Raw genomic sequence first — 22109 nt, 5'->3', positions numbered from 1 at the left:
AATCTTATGCGTCTTTGCGATACTGATATTGAACGCTATCTCGATGATGGCATTATTTCTTTAACTCCTCGTCCAAGTAATGACAAAATCAACGGTGCAACAATTGATGTTCGCTTGGGTAATTCTTTCCGCGTATTTCGTGAGCACTCGGCGCCTTTCATTGATTTAAGCGGCCCGAAAGAAGAAGTGTCCGCCCAGCTTGAATCCGTAATGAGTGATGAAATTATTGTGCCTGAAGGCGAAGCATTTTTCTTACATCCAGGTACTTTAGCATTAGCAACTACACTTGAATCAGTGAAATTACCTGCCAATATTATCGGTTGGTTAGACGGTCGATCTTCTTTAGCGCGTTTAGGCTTAATGGTACACGTCACGGCACACCGTATTGATCCAGGTTGGGAAGGAAAAATCGTATTGGAATTTTATAATTCAGGGAAATTACCATTAGCATTACGTCCAAATATGGTGATTGGTGCATTGAGCTTTGAAATATTAAGTGGCGAAGCGAAACGACCATATAGTAGCCGCAAAGATGCAAAATATAAAAATCAACAAAGTGCGGTTGCGAGTCGTATTGACGAAGACAAGGAATAATCGATGAAAAAGTTCGCGCTTGGCGTAGGGATCGTCGCTTTGGCGATCTTTTCTTTTTTGTATATCCAACTTTATCGAGTACAAAGTTTCATAGGTGAACAACTAGCACAACAAAATATTGCGGTTCAATCAGTCAATTTATCTCTATTTCCACCCGCACTTTCTCTTAAAAATATAAAAACTACGCAATTTTCAGTTCAAAAACTTGAAGCTAAACTTAATTTTTTGCCTCTTTTTTATGTCAACGCAAAACTTCACTCACTTAATCTTCAACAAATCACTCTAAATCAAAACGCACAAAACAGCGCAAATGTGTCAATGGATTTAGCTCCGTTTTCCTTAAACCAATTATTATCTAAAAAAGTGATGTTGAATGGTGAAAGCCATATTCGTATTGAACTTGATAAACCTGTATATGGAAATAAAACATTCAATTTTACTTTCAACAAAGCGAATTTAGATTTTTCAAAAGCGAAATCAGCTCTAATTCAATTTGTAGATGCAAGCTTAAATAACCAGCCTCTTGGTTATATGGAAACCCACGCAGATTTTACGTCCCCACGCCAACAAATGGTGACTTATATAAAACCACAGTGTGATAACGATTGTTTAGCCATATTGAAATACCAACAAATAGACAATCAAAGTGCGGTAAATTTATCAGGCAAATATTTCCCAGTTAAACGCTTATTCGCGCTATTAAATTTGCCAGAAATGTTAAGTGGACACTCAGATTTTAATATTGATTTCACATTTTTACATTCGCAACTTATTCAAGGAAAGTTAAATATCCTCGCTCAAAATGCTGAAATTCTTGGTGTGAATTTATTGGATATTGTCAGTCAATATTTCCCTATCAATTACAACAGTGATCTGTTACAAAACAAAGAATTAAACACTCGCTTTGAACAATTTCACTTACAATTATTTCTCCAACAGAATCAACTGATTGCTGAAAAAATTGAATTAAAAACACCCGCACTGTTGGGGCAAGGAAAAGGCGTCATTGATTTAAATCGAATGGAATGCAATGTGGATATCAATTTACATTCTACTGATCAACGCTATCAAAATTTAACACTACCAATCAATTTTTTTGGTAACTGCAGTTCACCACAATATAAAATTAATTTTACGAAGAAATTCCGCCATCAATTAATTGATGCGATTAAAGAAAAGTTACGTTAATGTCGTTATATTTAAAAGCTGAAAAAATCCAATCATGGCGTGTGCTTATTATGGCTTGCGCAGGATTTATTTTTAATACTACAGAATTCGTACCCGTTGCAATGTTAAGCGATATTGCACAAAGTTTTAATATGCAAACTGCTGATACTGGTTTAATGATGACAGTTTATGCTTGGACGGTGCTAATTATGTCTCTGCCTGCGATGCTCGCTACAGGAAACATGGAACGTAAAAGCCTGCTTATTAAGCTTTTCATTATATTTATTGTTGGGCATATTTTATCGGTCATTGCATGGAATTTCTGGATATTACTTCTCGCTCGAATGTGTATTGCATTAGCACATTCGGTGTTTTGGTCAATTACTGCCTCACTTGTGATGCGCATCGCACCTAAACAGAAGAAAACTCAAGCATTAGGAATGCTCGCTATTGGCACCGCACTTGCCACCATCTTAGGCTTACCGATTGGACGAATTGTCGGACAGATCGTCGGTTGGCGGGTCACTTTTGGAATCATTGCCGCACTGGCATTATCTATTATGTTTTTAATTATTCGATTATTGCCAAATTTGCCAAGTAAAAATGCTGGCTCTATTGCAAGTTTACCCTTGCTTGCTAAACGCCCATTATTACTTTGGCTTTATGTAACAACGGCAATCGTCATTTCCGCACACTTTACCGCTTATACTTATATCGAACCATTCATGATTGATATAGGACACTTGGATCCAAATTTTGCCACGGCTGTATTATTAGTTTTTGGTTTCTCAGGTATTGCCGCAAGCCTATTATTTAACAGGTTCTACCGACTTGCTCCTACAAAATTTATTATTGTTTCGATGGGATTATTGATGCTCTCTCTATTGCTACTACTCTTCTCTACCGAAACAATGATAGCAATGTTCAGCCTTGTGTTTATTTGGGGAATTGGCATTTCTTGTATCGGACTATCCCTACAAATGCGCGTACTAAAACTTGCACCAGATGCAACAGATGTTGCCATGGCTATTTACTCAGGCATTTTCAATGCAGGAATTGGAGCTGGCGCATTATTTGGAAATCTTGCAACAACCTATTTAGGATTAAATGAAATTGGTTATACAGGCGCAGCATTAGGTTTAATCGGTTTCATCATTTTTATTACAACGCACTTAAAATATCGCCATACCTTTCTTCTACAAAACAAATAAAAAAATAACCGCACTTTAGTTCTCCAAAAAGAGTTTTAAAAGTGCGGTTAAATCTTGCTAAGTTTTATTTATCTTGCGTTTAACGTTTCGCTTTCTTAATAAACTTCATCAAACGTTTACGTTTACGCAATTGGTTCGGGGTAAGTTTATTTTTGCGTCCTGCAAATGGGTTTGAGCCTTCTTGGAAAAGCAGACGAATCGGTGAACCAATAATTTTTAAGCTCTTACGATAATAATTAGATAAATAACGTTTATAAGAATCTGGTAATTTATCCATTTGGTTACCGTGAACCACAATAATCGGCGGGTTGTAACCACCTGGATGGGCATATTTTAATTTAATGCGACGACCGCCAATCATCGGTGGTTGATGCTCATCGGTTGCCATTTGCAAAATACGAGTTAAAAGCGAAGTCGTCATTTTTTGAGTCGCGCAAGCATAGGCTTCTTTAATCGAATCAAAAAGATTCCCCACACCACTGCCGTGCAAGGCTGAAATAAAATGCACGCGAGCAAAATCAATAAAATCTAAACGACGATCAAGCTCAGATTTAACCCGGTCTTTCACATCTTGATCTAAACCATCCCATTTATTCACAACGATCACTAAAGAACGACCTGCATTTAAAATAAAGCCGAGCAAAGATAAATCCTGATCAGAAATGTTCTCTCTCGCGTCAATAGTCAATAACACAACATTAGCATCTTGAATCGCTTGTAAGGTTTTAATCACGGAGAATTTTTCAACCGCCAAATGCACTTTACCACGCTTACGCACACCAGCTGTATCAATCAACGTATATTGCTGCCCATCACGCTCCATTGGGATATAAATACTATCGCGTGTCGTACCTGGCATATCAAAAACCACCACACGATCTTCGCCTAAAATACGATTGGTTAAGGTGGATTTACCCACGTTTGGACGACCAACAATGGCAATCTTAATATTTTTATCTTGCTCTTCTTCTGATTCTTCTAACGCCTCATCAAGCAATGCCGTATCTTCTTCTGAATCAAAATCGAATTCTTGTTCCCATTCGTCTTGTTCTTCCTCAGAAGTGCGGTCATTTTCATCGGAGTTTTCCATTTGCTCCGCAAAAGGCGCAAGTACTTGTTCCATTAACTGAGTGACACCACGGCCTTGTGAGGCAGCAATTTGCTCAATTTCCCCTAAGCCTAATTGATAAAATTCAGCACAATGAGAATCTGCATCGATACCATCAGTTTTATTTGCCACCACAATCGTCGTTTTGTTTTGACGTTGACGTAAGTAATTAGCAATACCAATATCAGCTGCCGTTAAACCCGCTCTAGCATCCACAAGGAAAAGAACAATATCGGCTTCATCAATGGCAAGCAAAGATTGCTCCGCCATTTTTTCTTCTACGCCCTCTTCGGTTCCATCAATACCGCCGGTATCAATAACAATAAACTCATAGCCAGCAATATGAGCATGGCCGTATTTTCTATCACGAGTTAAACCAGGAAAATCAGCGACTAACGCATCTCGTGTGCGAGTAAGGCGATTAAACAATGTGGATTTTCCCACATTCGGGCGACCAACAAGGGCCACAACTGGAGTTGCCATAAAAAATCTCTTATTTTGTCAAAAATGGCGGCTATTATATCGGAAGTTAAAGGATTGGTAAAAAATGATTTCAACAAGGAAAAGAAAAAGCCACAGGATACAATCCTATGGCTTTCTAAACACTGTTTATTTATCTATAATCTAACGTTATAACAATCTCGCTTTCAAGGATTCACCTTGAAAGCGAGTGTTGTGCTTTTTCGCAACCTTTGAAGAGGATAAGAAAATGATTAAACTCATTATCCTTGTCGTACTACTACTATTATTAGTGAGTTTACCGACTTACTAATAACACGACATACTAGGGAGTGACAGTTCCCTAGTTCTTCAAATCTTAAAAGTTTACTTTATTTTTGTCAAGGATGAAGCAAATTTCAGATACAAAAAAAGCACCATTAGGTGCTATCTTTATTTATCTTAATTGGCGGAATGGACGGGACTCGAACCCGCGACCCCCTGCGTGACAGGCAGGTATTCTAACCAGCTGAACTACCACTCCGAGATAAGATATTAATTTTAAATTGGCGGAATGGACGGGACTCGAACCCGCGACCCCCTGCGTGACAGGCAGGTATTCTAACCAGCTGAACTACCACTCCGCTAAGTGGTGCGTATCATAATGACGAACATAAATCTCGTCAATCTTTTTTTATTAAATTTTACTTACCTGCTTAAATTCCAAACGATTAATGCACATTATCATTGCCAAAGCGTTTATCCCAAAGGCAATTATTTCCACTTTTTTTATTAATCATCTTTAATAATTCTAAATGCGCTTGTAGCTCATCACCAGTAGGTTGAAGTAATTTTAAATTGTGCGCAAAATCCACCGCACTTTTTATTTCTTCCGCCGATTTTTCTTGCACAACATGGATAACTTCAGACTCAACAGATTCTTCTTCATCGAATAAATTTGTTTGCCCCCCCGTCATCATCAAATAAACATCCGCCAAGATCTCGGCATCCAGTAACGCACCGTGCAAAGTACGTTTGCTATTATCAATACCTAAACGATCACAAAGTGCGTCCAAATTATTACGTTTTCCAGGGTACATTTGACGCGCCATTTGTAGTGTATCTGTCACCAAACAAATATCGTTAGTTTTCACATTGAGGTTGAGTTTACGAAATTCATAATCCATAAATCCAACGTCAAAGGGCGCATTGTGAATAAGCAATTCCGCACCATTAATATAATCCAAAAAATCTTGGGCAACTTCTTTGAATTCAGGTTTATCCGCTAACATTTCATCAGTAATACCATGAACTTTAATCGCATCAGGATCAACGGGGCGATCTGGCTTAATGTAAATATGGAAATTATTACCTGTGTAACGACGATTTATTAATTCAACTGCACCAATTTCAATAATGCAGTGTCCTTCATAATGCGCGCCAAGCTGATTCATACCTGTAGTTTCAGTATCTAATACAATTTGGCGATTGGGATTAATCATTTGTTCAACCTATCTCTTTCCATTAAAATACTTGTCATTCTACACAACAACCTTTTTGTTATGCAAAAACAGATTGAAATTTTTACTGATGGATCTTGCTTAGGTAATCCCGGTGCGGGCGGAATTGGCGCCATATTGCGTTATAAACAGCATGAAAAAATGCTCTCAAAAGGCTATTTTAAAACTACCAATAATCGAATGGAATTACGTGCTGTCATTGAAGCATTAAATGCATTAAAAGAACCTTGTTTGATCACGATTTATAGTGATAGCCAGTATATGAAAAATGGCATAACAAAATGGATCTTTAACTGGAAAAAAAATAATTGGAAAGCAAGTTCTGGAAAGCCTGTAAAAAACCAAGATTTATGGATAGCCTTAGATGAATCCATCCAACGCCATAAAATTAATTGGCAATGGGTGAAAGGCCATGCTGGACACAGAGAAAATGAAATGTGCGATGAATTAGCTAAAAAAGGAGCAGAAAACCCAACACAGGAAGATATTGGCTACATGGAAGAATAATATAGAAACCGACATATCATTCTATTCCCCAATACCTAAAAATATTTATAGACGATACTCAAGCCTCAGAAACAGAACAAAAAACAGACAAAAATATACAAAAAGTGTGATCTCGATCAGATTTCAAGAAAATTAAAATTTTGGAGAGTTGACATCAAAATGCGAATTTGCAATGATTCGCCATGTCTATTTAGGCGGTTGGACAATCTTATATAAAAAGAGTTCAATCATAGATAGTAAACAACCATAAGGAATACAAATTATGAAAAAAACACTTGCAGCATTAATCATCGGTGCATTCGCAGCTTCAGCAGCGAACGCAGCAGTAGTTTACGATAACGAAGGAACTAAAGTTGAAATTGGCGGTTCTATTCGTGTTCAGTTAGAAAAAACTAACAAAGGCGGCAATAAAGCAGATACTAAACGTACTCATTCTGGATTAAAAAATGCTGGTTCTCGTTTAGAAGTTAAAGTAAAACATAATTTAGATAGCGGCTATTACGCATTAGGTCAGTTACAAGTTCGATTTGATGGAAAACAAGGAAATGGCGCTAAGGGCGACGGTTTCGGCGCTTTAGGTACTAGACGTGCGTTCGTTGGATTAGGTCACAAAGAACGTGGTGAACTTACATTTGGTCGCCAATTAACCACAGCAGACTCTTTAAGCACAGCTAACGATTACACCTACGGTATTATTGATAAAGACGAATATATCCCAACAGAAGGTGATTCAGTTATTCGCTATGCTTACAAAGGTATTGAAGGTTTAGTTATCAGTGCAGATTACTTATTCGCAAATGAACGCGATGCAAATAATGAAGTGTTAAGCGGTAAACTTCAAAATGGTTTCCAAGTTGGTGCATCTTATGAAAAAGATGGAATTATCGCTAAATTAGGACTTGGACGTACAAATTATAAAACTGGCACAGAAACTATTACTAAAGTAGTTCCTGGCGCAGCAAATGCCCCAGCTACAACTAAAATCACTACTGAAGACTATACTACTCAACATAAAGATGCAGTTCTTGCAAGCCTTGGTTATGAATTTGATGGTCTTACTCTTTCTGTAGATGGTGGTTATGCTAAAACTAAATTCATTAACACACCTAAGAATGAAAAACGTTTCTTTGTATCTCCAGGTTTCCAATATCAAGTTACTGATTTAAGTAGTGTATATGGTAACTATAAATACGAACAAATTAAAAATGGCGATGATTATCCAAAAACCAAACAACACGGTTTCTTGTTAGGTGTTGACTATAAACTTCATAAACAAGTTGTAACCTATGTTGAAGGTAAATACCAAGTTACTAAAGGGTATGATGCACAAGGTAATTACGACCAAAATAGTAAAGTCAAAGACAAAGCTATCGGCGTAGGTATGCGTGTATTCTTCTAATTGAATAATTAGAAAAAACTATGAAGGCGAATCGAAAGGTTCGCCTTTTTGTTTGTTCTAAAATCGAATAAGACAATCTAAAGTTTTTTAAAATATTTAAGGCCGATAGGAATTACAAAGTATATGACGTTATTTTATAGTTGTTCATTTCGATTTTTCTCTACGTTAAATCCTCACATATATCTATTCAATAAGAGATACCACAAAATTCAGCTAAAGAAGATTTTAAAAATGATGAGGAAAATAAGATAAAGATGACTTATATAAAATAAATAATTTGTGGAAGTTGAAAGAATATTTCATCGAACAAAAACGGCACAAACTTAAGCTTATGCCGTTTTTAAAGAAGGGAAATTATCTTGTTTTAATTTTGCTATAAGCTAATGCAATAACAAAAAAGACAGCTTGCAACAGAATAATACAAGCTCCAGTTGACGCATCAAAATGATAGCTCAATATTACGCCAATTAGGCTTGATGTAATGGAACTGACAATAGCAATCCATAACATTTTATCAAAAGATTTTGTAAGCGTAAGTGCGGTAATTCCTGGCGCAATTAACATTGCCACCACCAAAATAACGCCTACCACTTGCATCGTGCTTACAATGGTTAAAGCAAGCAACATTAATAAGCCATAATGTAAAATCTTTGGAGAAAGCCCTGCAACACGAGCATGACTTGGGTCAAAACAATAAAGTAAAAAGTCTTTACGTTTAAAGACAATCATACAAAAAATTATCGCAGAAATGACCGCACTTTGAATAAGCTCTTGATGACTAACACCCAATACATTACCAAACAAAATATGCGTTAAATGCTGTTCTGTTTGAATTTTGGTGAACATAACAAGACCAATGGCAAACATTCCAGAAAATACAATGCCCATTGCGGTATCTTCTTTTATGCGACTATTTTCTTTCAAATATCCCACGCCAAGCGAGCAAAAAATGCCTGAAAAAAATGCGCCAATCGCTAAAGGAATTCCTGCCAAATAAGCAAGTACAATACCAGGCAAGACGGCATGGGAAATCGCATCGCCCATTAATGACCAACCTTTCAAGACTAAATAGCAAGAAAGCAAGGCACAAATAATTGAAACAATAAATGCGGTCAACAAGGCATTTTGCATAAACTCAAATTGTAGCGGTTCTAAAAACCAATCAAACATTTTCCACCGCCTTTTTATTACGAGTGAGCAAACCATATTTTGGTGAAAATAAGAAAGCAGCCAAGAATAATAATGTTTGCAATGTGACAATCACACCGCCAGTAGCACCATCTAAATAATAGCTAATATAAACACCAACAAAACTTGTCACCGCCCCTAAAATAATGGCGATGATTGACAAGGTTTTGAATTTATCCGTCAGTAAATATGCTGTCGCACCCGGGGTAATGACCATCGCAATCACTAAAATAGCACCCACAGTTTGTAATGCAGCTACCACACAAGCACTTAATAATGTGAAAAATAAGATTTTATAAAATAATGGGGAAAGACCGACTGTAATCGCTTGAGTTTCATCGAAAAAAATCAGCAGTAAATCTTTCCAAAATAATAAAAGCAATACTAAACAAACGCCGATGATAATTGCCACTTGGTAAATATCTTCATCAGCAATACCTAAAATATTGCCTAAAATGATACTTTGCACATTTACTGCGGTTGGATTTAAAGAAATGATCAATAGACCTAATGCAAAGAAAGTACTGAAAATAAACCCGATAACGGCATCTTCTTTCAGTTTAGAAATGGATTTAATCCAAAGAATAGAAAGTGCGGCTAAAATTCCGGCAAAAAATGCACCAAGGGCATAAGGCAAAGAAAAGGCATAAGCTATCGCGACACCAGGCACAACAGAATGAGAAAGCGCATCGCCAATCAAAGACCAGCCTTTAAGCATTAAATATGAAGACAAAAAAGCACAAATCCCACCAACTGCCGTACTCAAGATCATCGCCTTGAGCATATAATCATAGGAGAAAGGTTCGAGCAATAAATCTAACATCACCTATTCCTTCTTATTTTCGACCGCACTTTTATAAGGACAATCTTCAAAATGGCAATCCTTTGTTGTTGGTGCAGGTGGATCTTGTTTAGTTTCACCATAGAATACAACGGCTTTTTCATCATCCGTCAAGACGGTAACAGCACGTTTATCTTCATCATTATGTAAATCTTCGCCCAATAATTTAATATGGCGTAATACCCCACCAAACACAATTTCCAAATTATGTTGGTTAAAGGTATCTTCCGTTTTCCCTGCTGCAATCACCGTACGATTAATCATCACCACTTGATCACAAAAATCAGGAACAGAACCTAAGTTATGAGTTGAGACAAGAATCAGATGACCTTCTTCTCGAAGCTGTTGAAGAAGATCAACAATGGCATTTTCAGTTTTCACATCAACGCCAGTGAAAGGTTCATCCAATAAAATAATTGGACTTTGTTGTGCTAAAGCGCGGGCCAAAAACACGCGTTTTTTCTGCCCGCCAGATAACTCTCCAATTTGACGATGCGCGAGATGTTCAATGTTCACTCTCTGCATCGCCTCTTGAACTTTTTGTTTATCAATCGCCTTGGGAATACGAAGGAAATTCATATACCCATAACGTCCCATCATCACGACATCATACACTGACACAGGAAATTGCCAGTCTACTTCTTCAGATTGTGGAACATAAGCAACCAAATTACGTTTCAGTGCTTGGGAAATTGGCAGATCACAAAGTTTGATTTCGCCTTGTTGTGGCTTCACAAGCCCCATTATGCTTTTAAATAATGTGGACTTTCCACTGCCATTCACACCCACTAATGCACAAATAGTTCCACTGTTTAATGAGAACGTCATATTGTGAATAGCTGTGTGGCCATTGTTGTAACGAACAGTTACATCATTAACCCAAATTGATGCCGAGAAAGAGTCCATTATTTTCCGAATCCTTTAACAATGGTTGATACAGTTACGTTAAGCAAATCAATATAAGTTGGCACTGGGCCTTTTTTCGCAGAAAGAGAGTCAACATACAACACGCCACCGTATTTTGCGCCACTTTCTTTCGCTACTTGTTGTGCTGGTTTTGGTGAAATTGTACTTTCACTAAACACAACAGGAATATTGTTTTTACGAACTAAATCAATCACTTTACGCACTTGTTGTGGTGTGCCTTGTTGTTCAGCATTAATTGGCCATAAATAACCTTCTTTTAAGTTGTAATCTTTCGCCAAATAACTGAAAGCACCTTCACTTGTCACAAGCCAGCGTTGAGCTTCTGGAATCTGTGCTAATTTTGCACGAAGTGGCTCATCAAGTTGTTTAATTTTTTGAGCATAATCAGCAGCATTTTTTTCGTACATTGCTGCATTTTGTGGATCGTATTTCACCAATGCATTTTTAATATTTTCAATATAAATTAATGCATTAGATGGCGACATCCACGCATGTGGATTAGGCGCATCTTTATACGGGCCTTCATAAATAGACAATGGTTGAATCCCTTCAGTCACCACCACGGCTGGTTTGTCTTTAATATTTTGGAAGAAACGTTCAAACCAACGTTCCAAATTTAAGCCGTTCCATAGAATTAAATCGGCAGACTGTGCTTTCACAATGTCTTTTGGAGTAGGTTCATATTCATGAATTTCAGCACCTGGTTTGGTGATAGATTCCACTGTAGCTGCATTGCCTGCCACATTTTGTGCGATATCTTGAATCACGGTGAAGGTGGTGACGACTTTGAATTTTGCATTAGCCTGCATTGCAAATAAACCAAGTGCAAGTGCGGTCATAATTTTTAATGAATTTCGCATAAGATGTCCTTATAAAAAAGTATTAGATTGGATGCCTGAATAATCGCTCAACAGCTCAACAATTATTCATCACAGGTAATAGTACTATTTTTATTACGCTTTTCAAATGAAAATAATTATCAAATTAAGTGATTATTTTTAATTATATAGAGAATAACAAAAAATGTGATAGATTTTCCCTATGTGTTCAACGGTTATTCTATTAGCCTGATACTTTCTTTATTAGGTCATTTAAACCTTCTTCATCATAGCCATCTTCATATTGTGCCTCGCCTTCAACATCATGAATGGTTCGTCCATTCAATGCAGTACAACCGTATTTTTCTAATTTGCTTTTAGTAAAGCTAGAACGATATGCAGAAGAAGAATTATTGAGACTAATTACACCGATGGTAGAACTTTTACATGGGTGTTTATTGATGAAAACAAGGTTATAACCAGATTCTCGAATGTAGCCCGTCTTATTTACCACAGCATCAAAAATTTCATCACGCACTAATTTATTTGTATTTTTCATTAATACGCTATGTCTTCCAGCTTGAATATTCGTAGCACTGATATTCGATAATTGTCGAATTTCAGGCTTATTTAAAGAATGTTTAGCAAGTTTAACTAAATCCATAGGACTGGAGATATTGCTACTCGATAAACCTGAACTATCATGAAAACGAGTAGAATACATGCCTAATTGGCGAGCTTTTTCATTCATTTTATTAATAAATTGTATTCTGCTCATTCCTGCAGCACGAGAAAGCGCATGAGCGGCATAGTTATCAGAATGCACAAGCATCGCCTTTAATAATTCTCTGCAAGCCATCGGAACATTCATCGGTAATTTGGTGCTTGTACCTTTAATGTAGTCACGATCGTCACTGGTTATCGCAATGGTACAATTAGGATTTGTATTATTCTCTAGAAAAACGTTCGCCGTCATTAATTTCGTTACAGAAGCAATGGGCTGAACGCTATCAGCCGCATGACTTTCCAACACTCGATTATGCGTAAAATCATACACAACATAAGACTGTGCCAGCGCAAAAGAAGGACACAAAGATAAAATAAATAAAGCTTTTTTAAACATTATTGGTCACCTTAGAAAATAGGCTTACATTTTACCGCACTTTTTACGCTGTAATTGGAAATATTTGCGATCTAGATCGCAAAAAAGTGCGGTGATATTTTCCATCGTTTTTTAATTCCGCTAGATTATGCGGTGACAAATCTGTACAATCTCCGTTCATTTTTTAATTGCGAATTTTTCGTTGTGAGTTTTTAATAAAAACACCAGTACAACGCTATCGCCACAATGTGTAATAACGAGGCTAAAATGTCAGAATTATTGTCTGTGCAATCAGATGCACCAGCTAAAAAAATTAATCTAATGGATTTAACGCGCCAACAAATGCGCGAATTTTTTAAAGAACTCGGCGAAAAACCATTCCGAGCAGATCAATTAGTTAAATGGATTTATCATTTTGGCGAAGATAACTTCGACAATATGACAAATATTAATAAAAAATTACGTGAAAAACTTAAGGCTGTTGCAGAAATTAAAGCCCCAGAAGTTGCCGTTGAACAGCGTTCAGCCGATGGCACGATAAAATGGGCAATGCAAGTGGGTGAACAACAAGTTGAAACTGTGTATATTCCCGAAGCAGATCGCGCTACGCTTTGTGTATCTTCCCAAGTTGGCTGTGCCTTAGCTTGTACATTCTGTTCAACAGCACAACAAGGATTTAATCGCAATTTAACAGTTTCAGAAATTATCGGCCAAGTTTGGAGAGCATCTAAAATTATTGGCAACTTTGGAGTGACTGGCATTAGACCAATTACAAATGTGGTAATGATGGGAATGGGTGAACCCTTATTAAATGTCGCTAACGTTGTTCCTGCAATGGAAATTATGTTAGATGATTTTGCCTACGGTTTATCAAAACGTCGTGTCACTTTATCAACTTCTGGGGTTGTACCAGCACTGGATAATTTGAGCAAAATGATCGATGTGGCTTTGGCTATTTCATTACATGCCCCAAACGATGAATTGCGTGATGAAATTGTGCCAATCAATAAAAAATATAATATCAAAATGTTGATTGACTCGGTAAATCGTTATTTGAGTGTATCAAATGCGAATCACGGCAAAGTCACGATTGAATATGTCATGCTCGATCATGTAAATGATGGCGTAGAACATGCTCATCAACTTGCAGAAGTATTAAAAAATACACCTTGTAAAATTAATTTAATTCCGTGGAATCCGTTCCCAGAAGCACCTTATGCAAAAAGCTCGAATACGCGAATTGACCGCTTCCAAAAAACCTTGATGGAATATGGCTTTACCGTGATTATCCGTAAAACTCGTGGGGATGACATTGATGCAGCTTGCGGACAGTTAGCTGGAGATGTTATCGATCGTACTAAACGTACGGCAATGAAACGCCAATTTGGACAAAATATTGGGGTGACAGAAGTTAATTAATATTCTAGGCATGTGAATTAATCAAGTTCACATGCCCTATGTTTTCATACAAATTAAAGCATATTAAATATTTCTTCCTGCCCTGTTAAAAGGAGAAAAAATGCAAACAATAAGTAAACAACTCAGTGCGGTTATTTTCCCTTTCATTTTTTCTGCTTGCGTTTCTCAATCAACAATTCAAAATTTCAATCAACAATCTGCAGCGAAAGCTCGCGTAGAACTTGCCCTCGGTTACCTTCAACAAGGTAATCCTCAACTAGCCAAAATTAACTTAGATAAAGCACTTCAACACGATAAAGATTACTACCTCGTGCATTCAGCACTTGCACATTATTACCAGCAACAAGGGGAAATCGAGAACGCACATCGTGAATATGAAATAGCTTTAAAGCTCAATAATCAACAGGGGGATTTACATAATAATTTTGGTACATTTTTATGTCGTCAAAAGCAATTTGAACAAGCTCAGCAGAAATTTCAACTCGCACTAAATTCCCCTAATTATTATCATCAAGCAGATACATTTGAAAATATGGCTATTTGTGCTTATTCCGCTCAAAAAATGGATATTTATCAACAAGCATTACAAAAATTGCGACAAACTGATAGTAAACGAGCGGAAAAATTTAATACCTTCAAATAAAGCATTGCCAAATCAAGCGTTGGACTTTAAAATTTAGCCTTTATTTATCGCATATTATTTGATTGAATTTATGAATCCAACAACTGAGCAAGAACTTTCACCAGGTGAGATTTTTCGCCAAGCACGTGAAAACTTGAATCTTTCTCTCGAAGACGTCGCCAAAGAAATTGCGCTGCGTCCTTCCATATTACAACAACTTGAAAACAACGAATTTATTCAAAAATCTACCCCTGCAATCTTTGTAAAAGGTTATGTGCGTAGCTATGCCAAGTTCTTACGCTTACCCGATTCTGTATGGGAAAATATTACATTTGCAGAAAATGATAAAAACGATCTGAGTAAAAATGCTCGTTCAACTCGAGAAGTAAATCAATATTCATCGCACTCTCGCTGGGTCGGGCGTTTATCTATCATTGTACTTCTTTTAGTCCTTGGCATGACTGGACTTTGGTGGTGGCAAAGTTATCAGCAAAATAACCAAGAACGTGATGACTTAGTACAAAGCTATGTTGCTTCAACTGAAAACAATCAGCCAGCCACAGCCCTTGTGACGACAGAAGAAAGTAATAAAACTGCACCAGAAACAACAGCAGCTGTCTCACAACCCGTAGAAATAACAAATAATGTGTTACCAGAAATAGCACAAGAAAATGCCGTTCAACAAACAAAAAACGATGAAAAATCAGTTTCAGACACTCAAAGTGCGGTAGAAAATCCATCAATTTCTCCAGCAGCACCGACTGTAAAAGGAGACTTGATTGTAGAAATCTTAAATAATACTAGCTGGCTCAGCGTAAAAGATAAAAATCGCAGAGTATTAGCACAAAAAGAGTACAAAAAAGGTGAAGTATTAACTTTTAATGGCGATGAGTTTTCATTAATTGTTGGCGCACCAAGTAATGTACGTATCACCTATAAAGGTGAAAATTATCCACTCAAAGTGGATGGCCGCATTGCAAAATTCAAACTTTCACAACCTTAATAAGGAAAAAGATGTCAGCTTTTCAACCAAGCATTAAGCGTCGTGAATCGACAAAAATTTATGTAGGAAATGTACCAGTTGGTGGTGATGCGCCAATTGCCGTGCAATCAATGACAAATACTCGCACCACTGATGTGGAAGCGACAGTTGCTCAAATTAAATCATTAGAACGTGTTGGCGCAGATATCGTTCGTGTATCTGTTCCAACAATGGATGCCGCAGAAGCATTTAAACAAATTAAACAGCAAGTGAATGTCCCTCTCGTAGCAGATATTCATTTCGACTATCGTATTGCACTAAAAGTCGCAGAATATGGAGTGGATTGTTTACGTATCAATCCAGGCAATATTGGTCGTGAAGATCGCATCCGTGCCGTTGTTGATTGTGCTCGTGACAAAAATATTCCGATTCGTATAGGCGTAAACGCAGGCTCTTTAGAAAAAGATCTGCAAGAAAAATACGGCGAGCCAACACCAGAGGCATTATTAGAATCAGCATTACGTCATGTAGAAATTCTAGATCGCCTTAACTTCGATCAATTTAAAGTGAGTGTAAAAGCCTCCGATGTCTTCTTAGCGGTAGAAGCTTATCGTTTACTTGCTAAATCTATCAAGCAACCATTGCATTTAGGGATTACAGAGGCAGGTGGCGCGCGTGCAGGTGCGGTCAAATCTGCAATAGGTCTAGGCATGTTACTTGCCGAAGGTATTGGCGACACATTACGTGTATCATTAGCTGCTGATCCCGTAGAGGAAATTAAAGTAGGCTTTGATATTCTTAAATCTTTACGAATTCGCTCTCGTGGCATTAATTTTATTGCATGCCCAACGTGCTCTCGCCAAGAGTTTGATGTAATCGGTACAGTAAATGCGTTAGAACAACGCCTTGAAGATATTATTACACCAATGGATGTATCAATTATCGGTTGCGTAGTGAATGGTCCAGGCGAAGCACTCGTATCTGATCTCGGGGTAACCGGTGGTAACAAAAAAAGCGGTTATTATCTTAATGGCGAACGTCAAAAAGAACGCTTCGATAACGAAGATATTGTTAACCAATTAGAAGCAAAAATTCGTGCAAAAGTCGCACAACAAGATCCCAAAAACAGAATTATTTAAGGAAAGCTCGTGGCTAAAACTATTCAAGCAATTCGTGGAATGAACGATTGCTCCCCTACTGAATCTCCATTATGGCAATGGATTGAAGCGCAAGTACGCCAAGTATTAAACAACTACGGTTATTCCGAAGTGCGTATGCCAGTTGTAGAAAGTACACCATTATTCGCTCGTGCAATCGGTGAAGTAACAGATGTTGTTTCAAAAGAGATGTACACATTTTGGGATAACGATGAACAATTAACCTTACGCCCTGAAGGCACTGCAGGTTGTGTGCGTGCCGCCATTGAACACGGTTGGATCTATAACAATGAACAACGCTTATGGTATATGGGGCCAATGTTCCGTCATGAACGTCCACAAAAAGGTCGTTACCGTCAATTCCATCAAGCAGGTGTTGAGGTATTCGGTATTGCGAATCCAGAAATCGATGCAGAATTAATCATGCTTACCTATCGTTTATGGAAAGCATTAGGTATCGATCAATATGTTACACTTCAACTTAACTCAATTGGCTCTTTAGAAGCTCGAGCAAATTATCGCTCAGCTTTAGTTGGATTCTTAGAAAACCATCAAGATTTAATGAGCGATGAAGAAAAAGATCGCTTGGTAAAAAATCCGCTTCGTATTTTGGATACCAAAAATCCAGAATTACAAAAAGTATTAGATAACGCACCAAAATTGCTTGATTATCTAGATGATGAAAGCCGTGAGCATTTTGAACAATTATGTTCATTATTAGATGCAGTGGGTATTCAATATGAAATTAATCCTAAACTCGTGCGTGGCTTAGATTATTACAACAAAACTGTATTTGAATGGGTAACCTCTGCTCTTGGCGCACAAGGTACTGTATGTGGTGGCGGACGTTATGACGGTTTAGTAGAACAACTTGGCGGACACTCAACACCAAGCATTGGATTTGCGATGGGTTTAGAGCGTTTAGTCCTGTTGGTACAAGAAGTTAATCCAAATATTCCTGTGAAAAGTGCGGTGGATATTTATGTTGTTTATCAAGGTGAAGGCGCAACATTAGCCGCTTTTGAATTAGCGGAAAAAGTACGCTCAGAATTACCGCACTTAAATACGATGTTACACTGCTCTGGTGGTAATTTCAAAAAACAATTTAAACGTGCAGATAAATCTGGTGCAACATTGGCATTAGTTATCGGCGAAAGCGAAGTACAAAATAAACAAGTCGTTGTTAAACACTTGCAGGGTGGTGCAGATCAGCAAACCTTAGATTTAGTGAATATAATCGACTATATTCAAACTCAATTTTAATTTAAAAGGGGAAAAACATGGCTTATTCCATTGAAGAAGAACAAGAGATTAACCAGTTGAAAGACTGGTGGAAAGAGAATGGCAAAACAATTATTGTCGCTTTTATCTTAGGTGTTGGTGGTATGTTTGGATGGCGTTATTGGCAAGCCCACCAAGCAGAACAAATCGCTCAAGCTTCTGCACAGTATGATGCTCTAATCTATTCCACACAACAAGATGAGCAGGCTAAAAAAGCAAATATAGAACAATTTGTGCAAACTAACAGCAAAACTGTATATGCTGTCTTTGCTTTGTTAGATGAAGCGAAAAAAGCGACAGAGAAACAAGACTTTGCAGCAGCAGAAGCAAACTTAAATCAAGCATTAACGCAATCTCAAGATGAAGTATTAACATCTATTGTTGCATTACGTCTCAGTGCGGTGCAATTTCAATTGGGTCAATTAGACAATGCATTAACCACCTTAAATCAAGTGAAGGGTGAAAGTTTTGATGCTCGTAAAGCGATTTTAACTGGTGATATCCAAGTCGCTAAAGGAGATAAAGTTGCGGCCAAAAACAGCTTTGAGCAAGCACAACAAAGTGGTAGCCAATTAGAACAACAAATGGCCAAAATGAAATTAAACAATCTTTAAAAAAGAATACCCGCATCAAAGTGCGGGTATTTTTTCAATCAAATTTCTAATTATTCAAATTCATCCAACCATTTCAACAAAATAGCCTCAAGAATTGCTTCGTTTGACTTATTAGGATCGTCATCAAAATCCTCAAGTTCACAAATCCATTTATGTAAATCAGTAAAACGAACTGTTTTTGGATCTAAATCTGGATTACGATCGTAAAGTTCTTCTGCAATTAATTGTGCATCAGTCCATTTCATTAGTGGGCCGCCTCATTGGCATGGTTGATGTTATATTTCGGAATTTCTACCACAAGATCTTCGTCTCCCACTACACATTGGCAAGATAAACGACTATCCATTTCTAATCCCCAAGCTTTATCCAGCATATCTTCTTCTTGATCACTCGTTTCATTTAGCGAGTCAAAACCTTCGCGGATAATCACATGACAGGTTGTACAAGCACAGGAGCCATCACAAGCATGATGAATTTCTACTCCTGCATTGTGTGCAACTTCTAATAAATTATCACCTGCAGCTGCATCAACTACCATACCTTCGGGACAAAATTCTTCATTAGGTAAAAAAATCACTTTTGGCATAACACTTTCCTCAAAATTATTTAATAATCTGACCGCACTTTTACGGTTTTTCAATATCTGACAAATTTTTGCCTGTCAAAGCTTTATTAATTGATGCATTCATTCGACGTGCTGCAAATTCTTGGGTAGCAGTATCCAAGGATTTAATTGCTTGCGCGATTGCATCACGATCTGAACCTTGTTTTACATCCATTAATTGTTTTAACACACTTTCAATATGATGAAATTCTTCTGTACTCAGCAATTCATCCCCATCTGCTTGTAACGCAACAATTACGCTTTCAATCACTCGATCTGCTTCTACTCGTTGCTCTGCTAATTCACGAGCTTGTAAATCCTCTTGCGCATTATCAAAAGAAGATTTTATCATTGCGGTCACTTCTTCATCGGTTAAACCATAGGAAGGTTTAATTTGAATTGATGCCTGCACTTTCGTCGATTTTTCCATTGCAGTCACACTTAATAAACCATCTGCATCGACTTGATAAGTCACTCGAATATGAGCAGCCCCCGCAGCCATTGCAGGAATACCTCGTAGAGTAAAACGCCCTAAAGAGCGACAATCATCTACCAGCTCACGTTCACCTTGTACGACATGAACGGTCATTGCTGTTTGGCCATCTTTGAAAGTAGTAAACTCTTGTGCACGAGCTACAGGAATTGTTGTGTTACGAGGAATAATTTTTTCCACTAATCCCCCCATCGTCTCAATTCCTAAAGAAAGCGGCACGACATCCAGCAACAACATATCAGAATCAGTTTTATTACCGACTAAAATATCCGCTTGAATTGCAGCACCAAGTGCCACAACTTTATCTGGATCAATGGAGGTGAGTGGTGTTTTACCAAAAAACTCGCCAACTTGTTCTCGTACGTATGGCACTCGAGTTGAACCACCAACCATCACCACAGCTTGCACTTCTTCAGATTCAACGTTGGCATCTTTCAAAGCTCGACGACAAGTTAGCAATGAACGTTTTACAAGTGAATGAATCAACTCATTAAATTGTTCCCGTGAAATTTCTACTGAAAAATTCTGCCAAGAAATGACCGCACTTTTCTCAGTACTTAAAGCAATTTTGGCTCGGCTCGCAAGGGTTATCAGTTCGCGCTGTTGATTTGGGGTTTGTGGTTTTAGTTGGGTTTGTTCTACAACCCAATCTGCTATTAAATGGTCAAAATCATCACCACCTAGCGCAGTATCGCCACCCGTTGCTAGGACTTCAAAGACACCTTTTGATAAACGTAAAATTGAAATATCAAATGTACCGCCACCTAAATCATAAACTGCAATAATCCCTTCCTGCCCGCTATCCAATCCATAAGCAACTGCAGCTGCAGTAGGCTCATTCAATAAACGTAATACATTTAGCCCTGCTAAACGCGCAGCATCCTTAGTACTTTGACGTTGAGCATCATCGAAATAAGCAGGAACCGTAATCACAACCCCAGAAAGCTCACCACCAAGGCGTTGTTCTGCAATATGATTTAAACGCGATAAAATATCTGAAGATACTTCAATTGGACTTTTGGGGCCCTGTGCCGTAACAATTAAAGGCAATCCATTTTCACTCGCCACAAATTCATAAGGCAAACTAGAATAACGAGACTGAACATCAGCAAGACTACGACCAATTAGACGTTTTACTGAAATCACCGTATTTTTTGGATCAAGTGATGCTTGTTCAAAGGCTTCTAAACCAACTTTCTTCTCTTCAACGCCATAATGAACAACTGACGGCACAAGACTACGTTCTTGTTCATCATTAAGAATCACGGATTGCCCACTACGCACGGACGCAACTAAAGAATTGGTTGTTCCTAAATCAATCCCAACGGCTAAACGATGTTGATGCGGTGCAGCAGCTTGTCCGGGTTCTGCAATTTGTAATAATGCCATATGCTATTTTTCTACTGGTTATGCGACGGAATACGCCAAATCAAATTTATTTTTTTCTGCAAAGCTTGCTTGGTAATGGGTTTCAATATTGACTTCATGTTTTTGACGTTCATCAATCGCTATTTTTCTATCTTCACTTAAGTCAGGCGAGAATACAAAAATTTGATTACCATCCAATTGTTTCACATCATCTTGCCAATTTTGCCAAAATAGACCTTGATAAAAAGCCTCTAAATCACCATTCAATACCCAAGCTAAAAATTCTGTATAAGTAAAATTTAAATTATGCCAAGTGAGATCTTTCGGTGAAAAATAATAAATTTTGCCAAGGTTATCGCCTAACGAACCACCATTTAATGCAAAGTAACCGCCTATCACATCATCTGCAACCAATAAATATTTTGGTTTTTCATCAGACTGACTAAAAGACTTACTAAAATTCCAATCCATCAATCCGCGCGGTAATTTCAAACTTCCTGAACCTAAAATACGCAACCAACCATAATGAATTAAAATCCCACCTGTTTCATAAATCACAGCCCCCATTGGTGATGATGTAGGCATTTGCATGGTAAAAAGTTCACGTTCTGCACTTGATTGATCTTTTTTAATGACATAACAATGATTACGTGCACTTTCAATCCATTGGGAAAGTATAGGCCAAGCAGAATTTTCAGGAGATATTAGTTGTTCGAGAGTTTGCATAATATCAAGAGATATTGAGATAT

General features: G+C 37.6%; 22 protein-coding genes and 2 tRNA genes. 11 read left to right on the top strand and 13 right to left on the bottom strand.

Annotated elements, in window-relative coordinates; all coding sequences use genetic code 11:
- Positions 1-6: 6 nt before the first annotated feature.
- The 3 genes from dcd to AC6H0J_RS04715 are packed head-to-tail and all read left to right on the top strand — an operon-like array spanning position 7 to position 2972.
- Entirely contained in the window at positions 7-594 is a 588-nt protein-coding gene (gene dcd, locus AC6H0J_RS04725) for a dCTP deaminase (protein WP_005627962.1), read from the top strand.
- A gap of 3 nt (positions 595-597) precedes the next feature.
- Positions 598-1782, top strand: coding sequence for a hypothetical protein (locus tag AC6H0J_RS04720; RefSeq protein WP_497512940.1), 1185 nt, complete (start codon positions 598-600; stop codon positions 1780-1782).
- Entirely contained in the window at positions 1782-2972 is a 1191-nt protein-coding gene (locus tag AC6H0J_RS04715) for a sugar transporter (RefSeq protein WP_497512938.1), read from the top strand. Before AC6H0J_RS04720 ends, AC6H0J_RS04715 begins: the two co-directional genes overlap by 1 nt.
- 79 nt (positions 2973-3051) lie before the next feature.
- On the opposite strand, the gene der is transcribed toward AC6H0J_RS04715, so the two are convergent.
- The 4 genes from der to dnaQ all read right to left on the bottom strand — a co-directional run bounded on the left by der (position 3052) and on the right by dnaQ (position 6020).
- Complete coding sequence (gene der, locus AC6H0J_RS04710; protein ID WP_497512937.1) at positions 3052-4563, bottom strand: ribosome biogenesis GTPase Der; 1512 nt, start codon at positions 4561-4563, stop codon at positions 3052-3054.
- A gap of 422 nt (positions 4564-4985) precedes the next feature.
- Positions 4986-5062 (bottom strand) — tRNA-Asp (locus AC6H0J_RS04705).
- 23 nt (positions 5063-5085) lie between these two features.
- Positions 5086-5162, bottom strand: a tRNA-Asp gene (locus tag AC6H0J_RS04700).
- Positions 5163-5249: 87 nt separating this feature from the next.
- Entirely contained in the window at positions 5250-6020 is a 771-nt protein-coding gene (gene dnaQ / locus AC6H0J_RS04695; protein WP_497512935.1) for a DNA polymerase III subunit epsilon, read from the bottom strand.
- 60 nt (positions 6021-6080) lie between these two features.
- On the opposite strand from dnaQ, the gene rnhA reads away from it, so the two are divergent.
- On the top strand, positions 6081-6545 hold the full coding sequence (gene rnhA, locus AC6H0J_RS04690) for a ribonuclease HI (protein WP_497512933.1): 465 nt from the start codon (positions 6081-6083) through the stop codon (positions 6543-6545).
- A 262-nt stretch (positions 6546-6807) separates the two neighbouring features.
- Positions 6808-7944 carry a porin gene (locus tag AC6H0J_RS04685; RefSeq protein ID WP_046939522.1) on the top strand — a complete coding sequence of 379 codons (1137 nt, stop codon included), beginning with the start codon at positions 6808-6810 and terminating at the stop codon, positions 7942-7944.
- Positions 7945-8298: 354 nt separating this feature from the next.
- Here AC6H0J_RS04685 and AC6H0J_RS04680 read toward each other — a convergent pair whose 3' ends face one another.
- The 5 genes from AC6H0J_RS04680 to AC6H0J_RS04660 form a co-directional block, all read right to left on the bottom strand.
- Positions 8299-9114, bottom strand: coding sequence for a metal ABC transporter permease (locus AC6H0J_RS04680; protein WP_497512931.1), 816 nt, complete (start codon positions 9112-9114; stop codon positions 8299-8301).
- On the bottom strand, positions 9107-9955 hold the full coding sequence (locus AC6H0J_RS04675) for a metal ABC transporter permease (RefSeq protein ID WP_005634080.1): 849 nt from the start codon (positions 9953-9955) through the stop codon (positions 9107-9109). The genes AC6H0J_RS04680 and AC6H0J_RS04675 overlap by 8 nt, the downstream gene beginning before the upstream one ends.
- Before the next feature lie 3 nt (positions 9956-9958).
- A complete protein-coding gene (locus AC6H0J_RS04670) occupies positions 9959-10879 on the bottom strand; it encodes an ATP-binding cassette domain-containing protein (RefSeq protein ID WP_497512928.1) in 921 nt (306 codons plus the stop codon).
- Positions 10879-11760 (bottom strand): metal ABC transporter substrate-binding protein, encoded by an 882-nt coding sequence (locus AC6H0J_RS04665; RefSeq protein ID WP_497512926.1) that lies wholly within the window; start codon positions 11758-11760, stop codon positions 10879-10881. Before AC6H0J_RS04665 ends, AC6H0J_RS04670 begins: the two co-directional genes overlap by 1 nt.
- A gap of 202 nt (positions 11761-11962) precedes the next feature.
- A complete protein-coding gene (locus tag AC6H0J_RS04660) occupies positions 11963-12841 on the bottom strand; it encodes a D-alanyl-D-alanine carboxypeptidase family protein (RefSeq protein ID WP_497512925.1) in 879 nt (292 codons plus the stop codon).
- Positions 12842-13087: 246 nt separating this feature from the next.
- Between AC6H0J_RS04660 and rlmN the strand changes: the two genes are divergently transcribed.
- The 6 genes from rlmN (at position 13088) to AC6H0J_RS04630 (ending at position 18895) form a co-directional block, all read left to right on the top strand.
- Positions 13088-14239, top strand: coding sequence for a dual-specificity RNA methyltransferase RlmN (rlmN, locus tag AC6H0J_RS04655; protein ID WP_005630119.1), 1152 nt, complete (start codon positions 13088-13090; stop codon positions 14237-14239).
- Positions 14240-14339: 100 nt separating this feature from the next.
- The gene (gene pilW, locus AC6H0J_RS04650) at positions 14340-14882 is read left to right on the top strand and encodes a type IV pilus biogenesis/stability protein PilW (RefSeq protein ID WP_497512923.1); all 543 of its coding nucleotides are present in this window, start codon (positions 14340-14342) and stop codon (positions 14880-14882) included.
- Positions 14883-14952: 70 nt separating this feature from the next.
- Positions 14953-15864 (top strand): RodZ domain-containing protein, encoded by a 912-nt coding sequence (locus AC6H0J_RS04645; protein ID WP_497512921.1) that lies wholly within the window; start codon positions 14953-14955, stop codon positions 15862-15864.
- Between the two features lie 11 nt (positions 15865-15875).
- Complete coding sequence (gene ispG, locus AC6H0J_RS04640; RefSeq protein WP_005630108.1) at positions 15876-16982, top strand: flavodoxin-dependent (E)-4-hydroxy-3-methylbut-2-enyl-diphosphate synthase; 1107 nt, start codon at positions 15876-15878, stop codon at positions 16980-16982.
- Positions 16983-16991: 9 nt separating this feature from the next.
- The gene (hisS, locus tag AC6H0J_RS04635; protein ID WP_497512919.1) at positions 16992-18263 is read left to right on the top strand and encodes a histidine--tRNA ligase; all 1272 of its coding nucleotides are present in this window, start codon (positions 16992-16994) and stop codon (positions 18261-18263) included.
- Positions 18264-18280: 17 nt separating this feature from the next.
- Positions 18281-18895 (top strand): YfgM family protein, encoded by a 615-nt coding sequence (locus AC6H0J_RS04630; RefSeq protein ID WP_118817461.1) that lies wholly within the window; start codon positions 18281-18283, stop codon positions 18893-18895.
- Positions 18896-18945: 50 nt separating this feature from the next.
- Here the strand turns inward: AC6H0J_RS04630 and iscX are convergent, their stop codons facing one another.
- Genes iscX through AC6H0J_RS04610 form a run of 4 tightly spaced genes read right to left on the bottom strand, consistent with a single transcriptional unit; the run spans position 18946 to position 22086 of the window.
- Positions 18946-19140 carry a Fe-S cluster assembly protein IscX gene (gene iscX / locus AC6H0J_RS04625; protein ID WP_005630102.1) on the bottom strand — a complete coding sequence of 65 codons (195 nt, stop codon included), beginning with the start codon at positions 19138-19140 and terminating at the stop codon, positions 18946-18948.
- Complete coding sequence (gene fdx, locus AC6H0J_RS04620) at positions 19140-19481, bottom strand: ISC system 2Fe-2S type ferredoxin (RefSeq protein WP_005629440.1); 342 nt, start codon at positions 19479-19481, stop codon at positions 19140-19142. Before fdx ends, iscX begins: the two co-directional genes overlap by 1 nt.
- Positions 19482-19521: 40 nt before the next feature.
- A complete protein-coding gene (gene hscA / locus AC6H0J_RS04615; protein WP_118817460.1) occupies positions 19522-21381 on the bottom strand; it encodes a Fe-S protein assembly chaperone HscA in 1860 nt (619 codons plus the stop codon).
- An 18-nt stretch (positions 21382-21399) separates the two neighbouring features.
- The gene (locus AC6H0J_RS04610; RefSeq protein ID WP_118817459.1) at positions 21400-22086 is read right to left on the bottom strand and encodes a DUF2625 domain-containing protein; all 687 of its coding nucleotides are present in this window, start codon (positions 22084-22086) and stop codon (positions 21400-21402) included.
- Between the last annotated feature and the right edge of the window lie 23 nt (positions 22087-22109).

Source organism: Haemophilus sp. THUN1691 (assembly GCF_059704425.1).
The sequence above is the reverse complement of the archived record's forward strand: the minus strand, read 5'-3'. Positions and strand labels throughout refer to the sequence as shown.

Excerpts from the sequence above, each read along its gene's own strand:
- AC6H0J_RS04670 (WP_497512928.1), bottom strand. The coding sequence starts at position 10,879 with ATGGACTCTTTCTCGGCATCAATTTGGGTTAATGATGTAACTGTTCGT.
- rlmN (WP_005630119.1), top strand. The coding sequence starts at position 13,088 with ATGTCAGAATTATTGTCTGTGCAATCAGATGCACCAGCTAAAAAAATT.
- AC6H0J_RS04645 (WP_497512921.1), top strand. The coding sequence starts at position 14,953 with ATGAATCCAACAACTGAGCAAGAACTTTCACCAGGTGAGATTTTTCGC.
- AC6H0J_RS04610 (WP_118817459.1), bottom strand. The coding sequence starts at position 22,086 with ATGCAAACTCTCGAACAACTAATATCTCCTGAAAATTCTGCTTGGCCT.
- ispG (WP_005630108.1), top strand. The coding sequence starts at position 15,876 with ATGTCAGCTTTTCAACCAAGCATTAAGCGTCGTGAATCGACAAAAATT.
- iscX (WP_005630102.1), bottom strand. The coding sequence starts at position 19,140 with ATGAAATGGACTGATGCACAATTAATTGCAGAAGAACTTTACGATCGT.
- AC6H0J_RS04720 (WP_497512940.1), top strand. The coding sequence starts at position 598 with ATGAAAAAGTTCGCGCTTGGCGTAGGGATCGTCGCTTTGGCGATCTTT.
- dnaQ (WP_497512935.1), bottom strand. The coding sequence starts at position 6,020 with ATGATTAATCCCAATCGCCAAATTGTATTAGATACTGAAACTACAGGT.
- der (WP_497512937.1), bottom strand. The coding sequence starts at position 4,563 with ATGGCAACTCCAGTTGTGGCCCTTGTTGGTCGCCCGAATGTGGGAAAA.
- AC6H0J_RS04665 (WP_497512926.1), bottom strand. The coding sequence starts at position 11,760 with ATGCGAAATTCATTAAAAATTATGACCGCACTTGCACTTGGTTTATTT.
- AC6H0J_RS04660 (WP_497512925.1), bottom strand. The coding sequence starts at position 12,841 with ATGTTTAAAAAAGCTTTATTTATTTTATCTTTGTGTCCTTCTTTTGCG.
- AC6H0J_RS04675 (WP_005634080.1), bottom strand. The coding sequence starts at position 9,955 with ATGTTAGATTTATTGCTCGAACCTTTCTCCTATGATTATATGCTCAAG.
- pilW (WP_497512923.1), top strand. The coding sequence starts at position 14,340 with ATGCAAACAATAAGTAAACAACTCAGTGCGGTTATTTTCCCTTTCATT.
- rnhA (WP_497512933.1), top strand. The coding sequence starts at position 6,081 with ATGCAAAAACAGATTGAAATTTTTACTGATGGATCTTGCTTAGGTAAT.
- AC6H0J_RS04715 (WP_497512938.1), top strand. The coding sequence starts at position 1,782 with ATGTCGTTATATTTAAAAGCTGAAAAAATCCAATCATGGCGTGTGCTT.
- AC6H0J_RS04680 (WP_497512931.1), bottom strand. The coding sequence starts at position 9,114 with ATGTTTGATTGGTTTTTAGAACCGCTACAATTTGAGTTTATGCAAAAT.
- hscA (WP_118817460.1), bottom strand. The coding sequence starts at position 21,381 with ATGGCATTATTACAAATTGCAGAACCCGGACAAGCTGCTGCACCGCAT.
- fdx (WP_005629440.1), bottom strand. The coding sequence starts at position 19,481 with ATGCCAAAAGTGATTTTTTTACCTAATGAAGAATTTTGTCCCGAAGGT.
- dcd (WP_005627962.1), top strand. The coding sequence starts at position 7 with ATGCGTCTTTGCGATACTGATATTGAACGCTATCTCGATGATGGCATT.
- AC6H0J_RS04685 (WP_046939522.1), top strand. The coding sequence starts at position 6,808 with ATGAAAAAAACACTTGCAGCATTAATCATCGGTGCATTCGCAGCTTCA.
- AC6H0J_RS04630 (WP_118817461.1), top strand. The coding sequence starts at position 18,281 with ATGGCTTATTCCATTGAAGAAGAACAAGAGATTAACCAGTTGAAAGAC.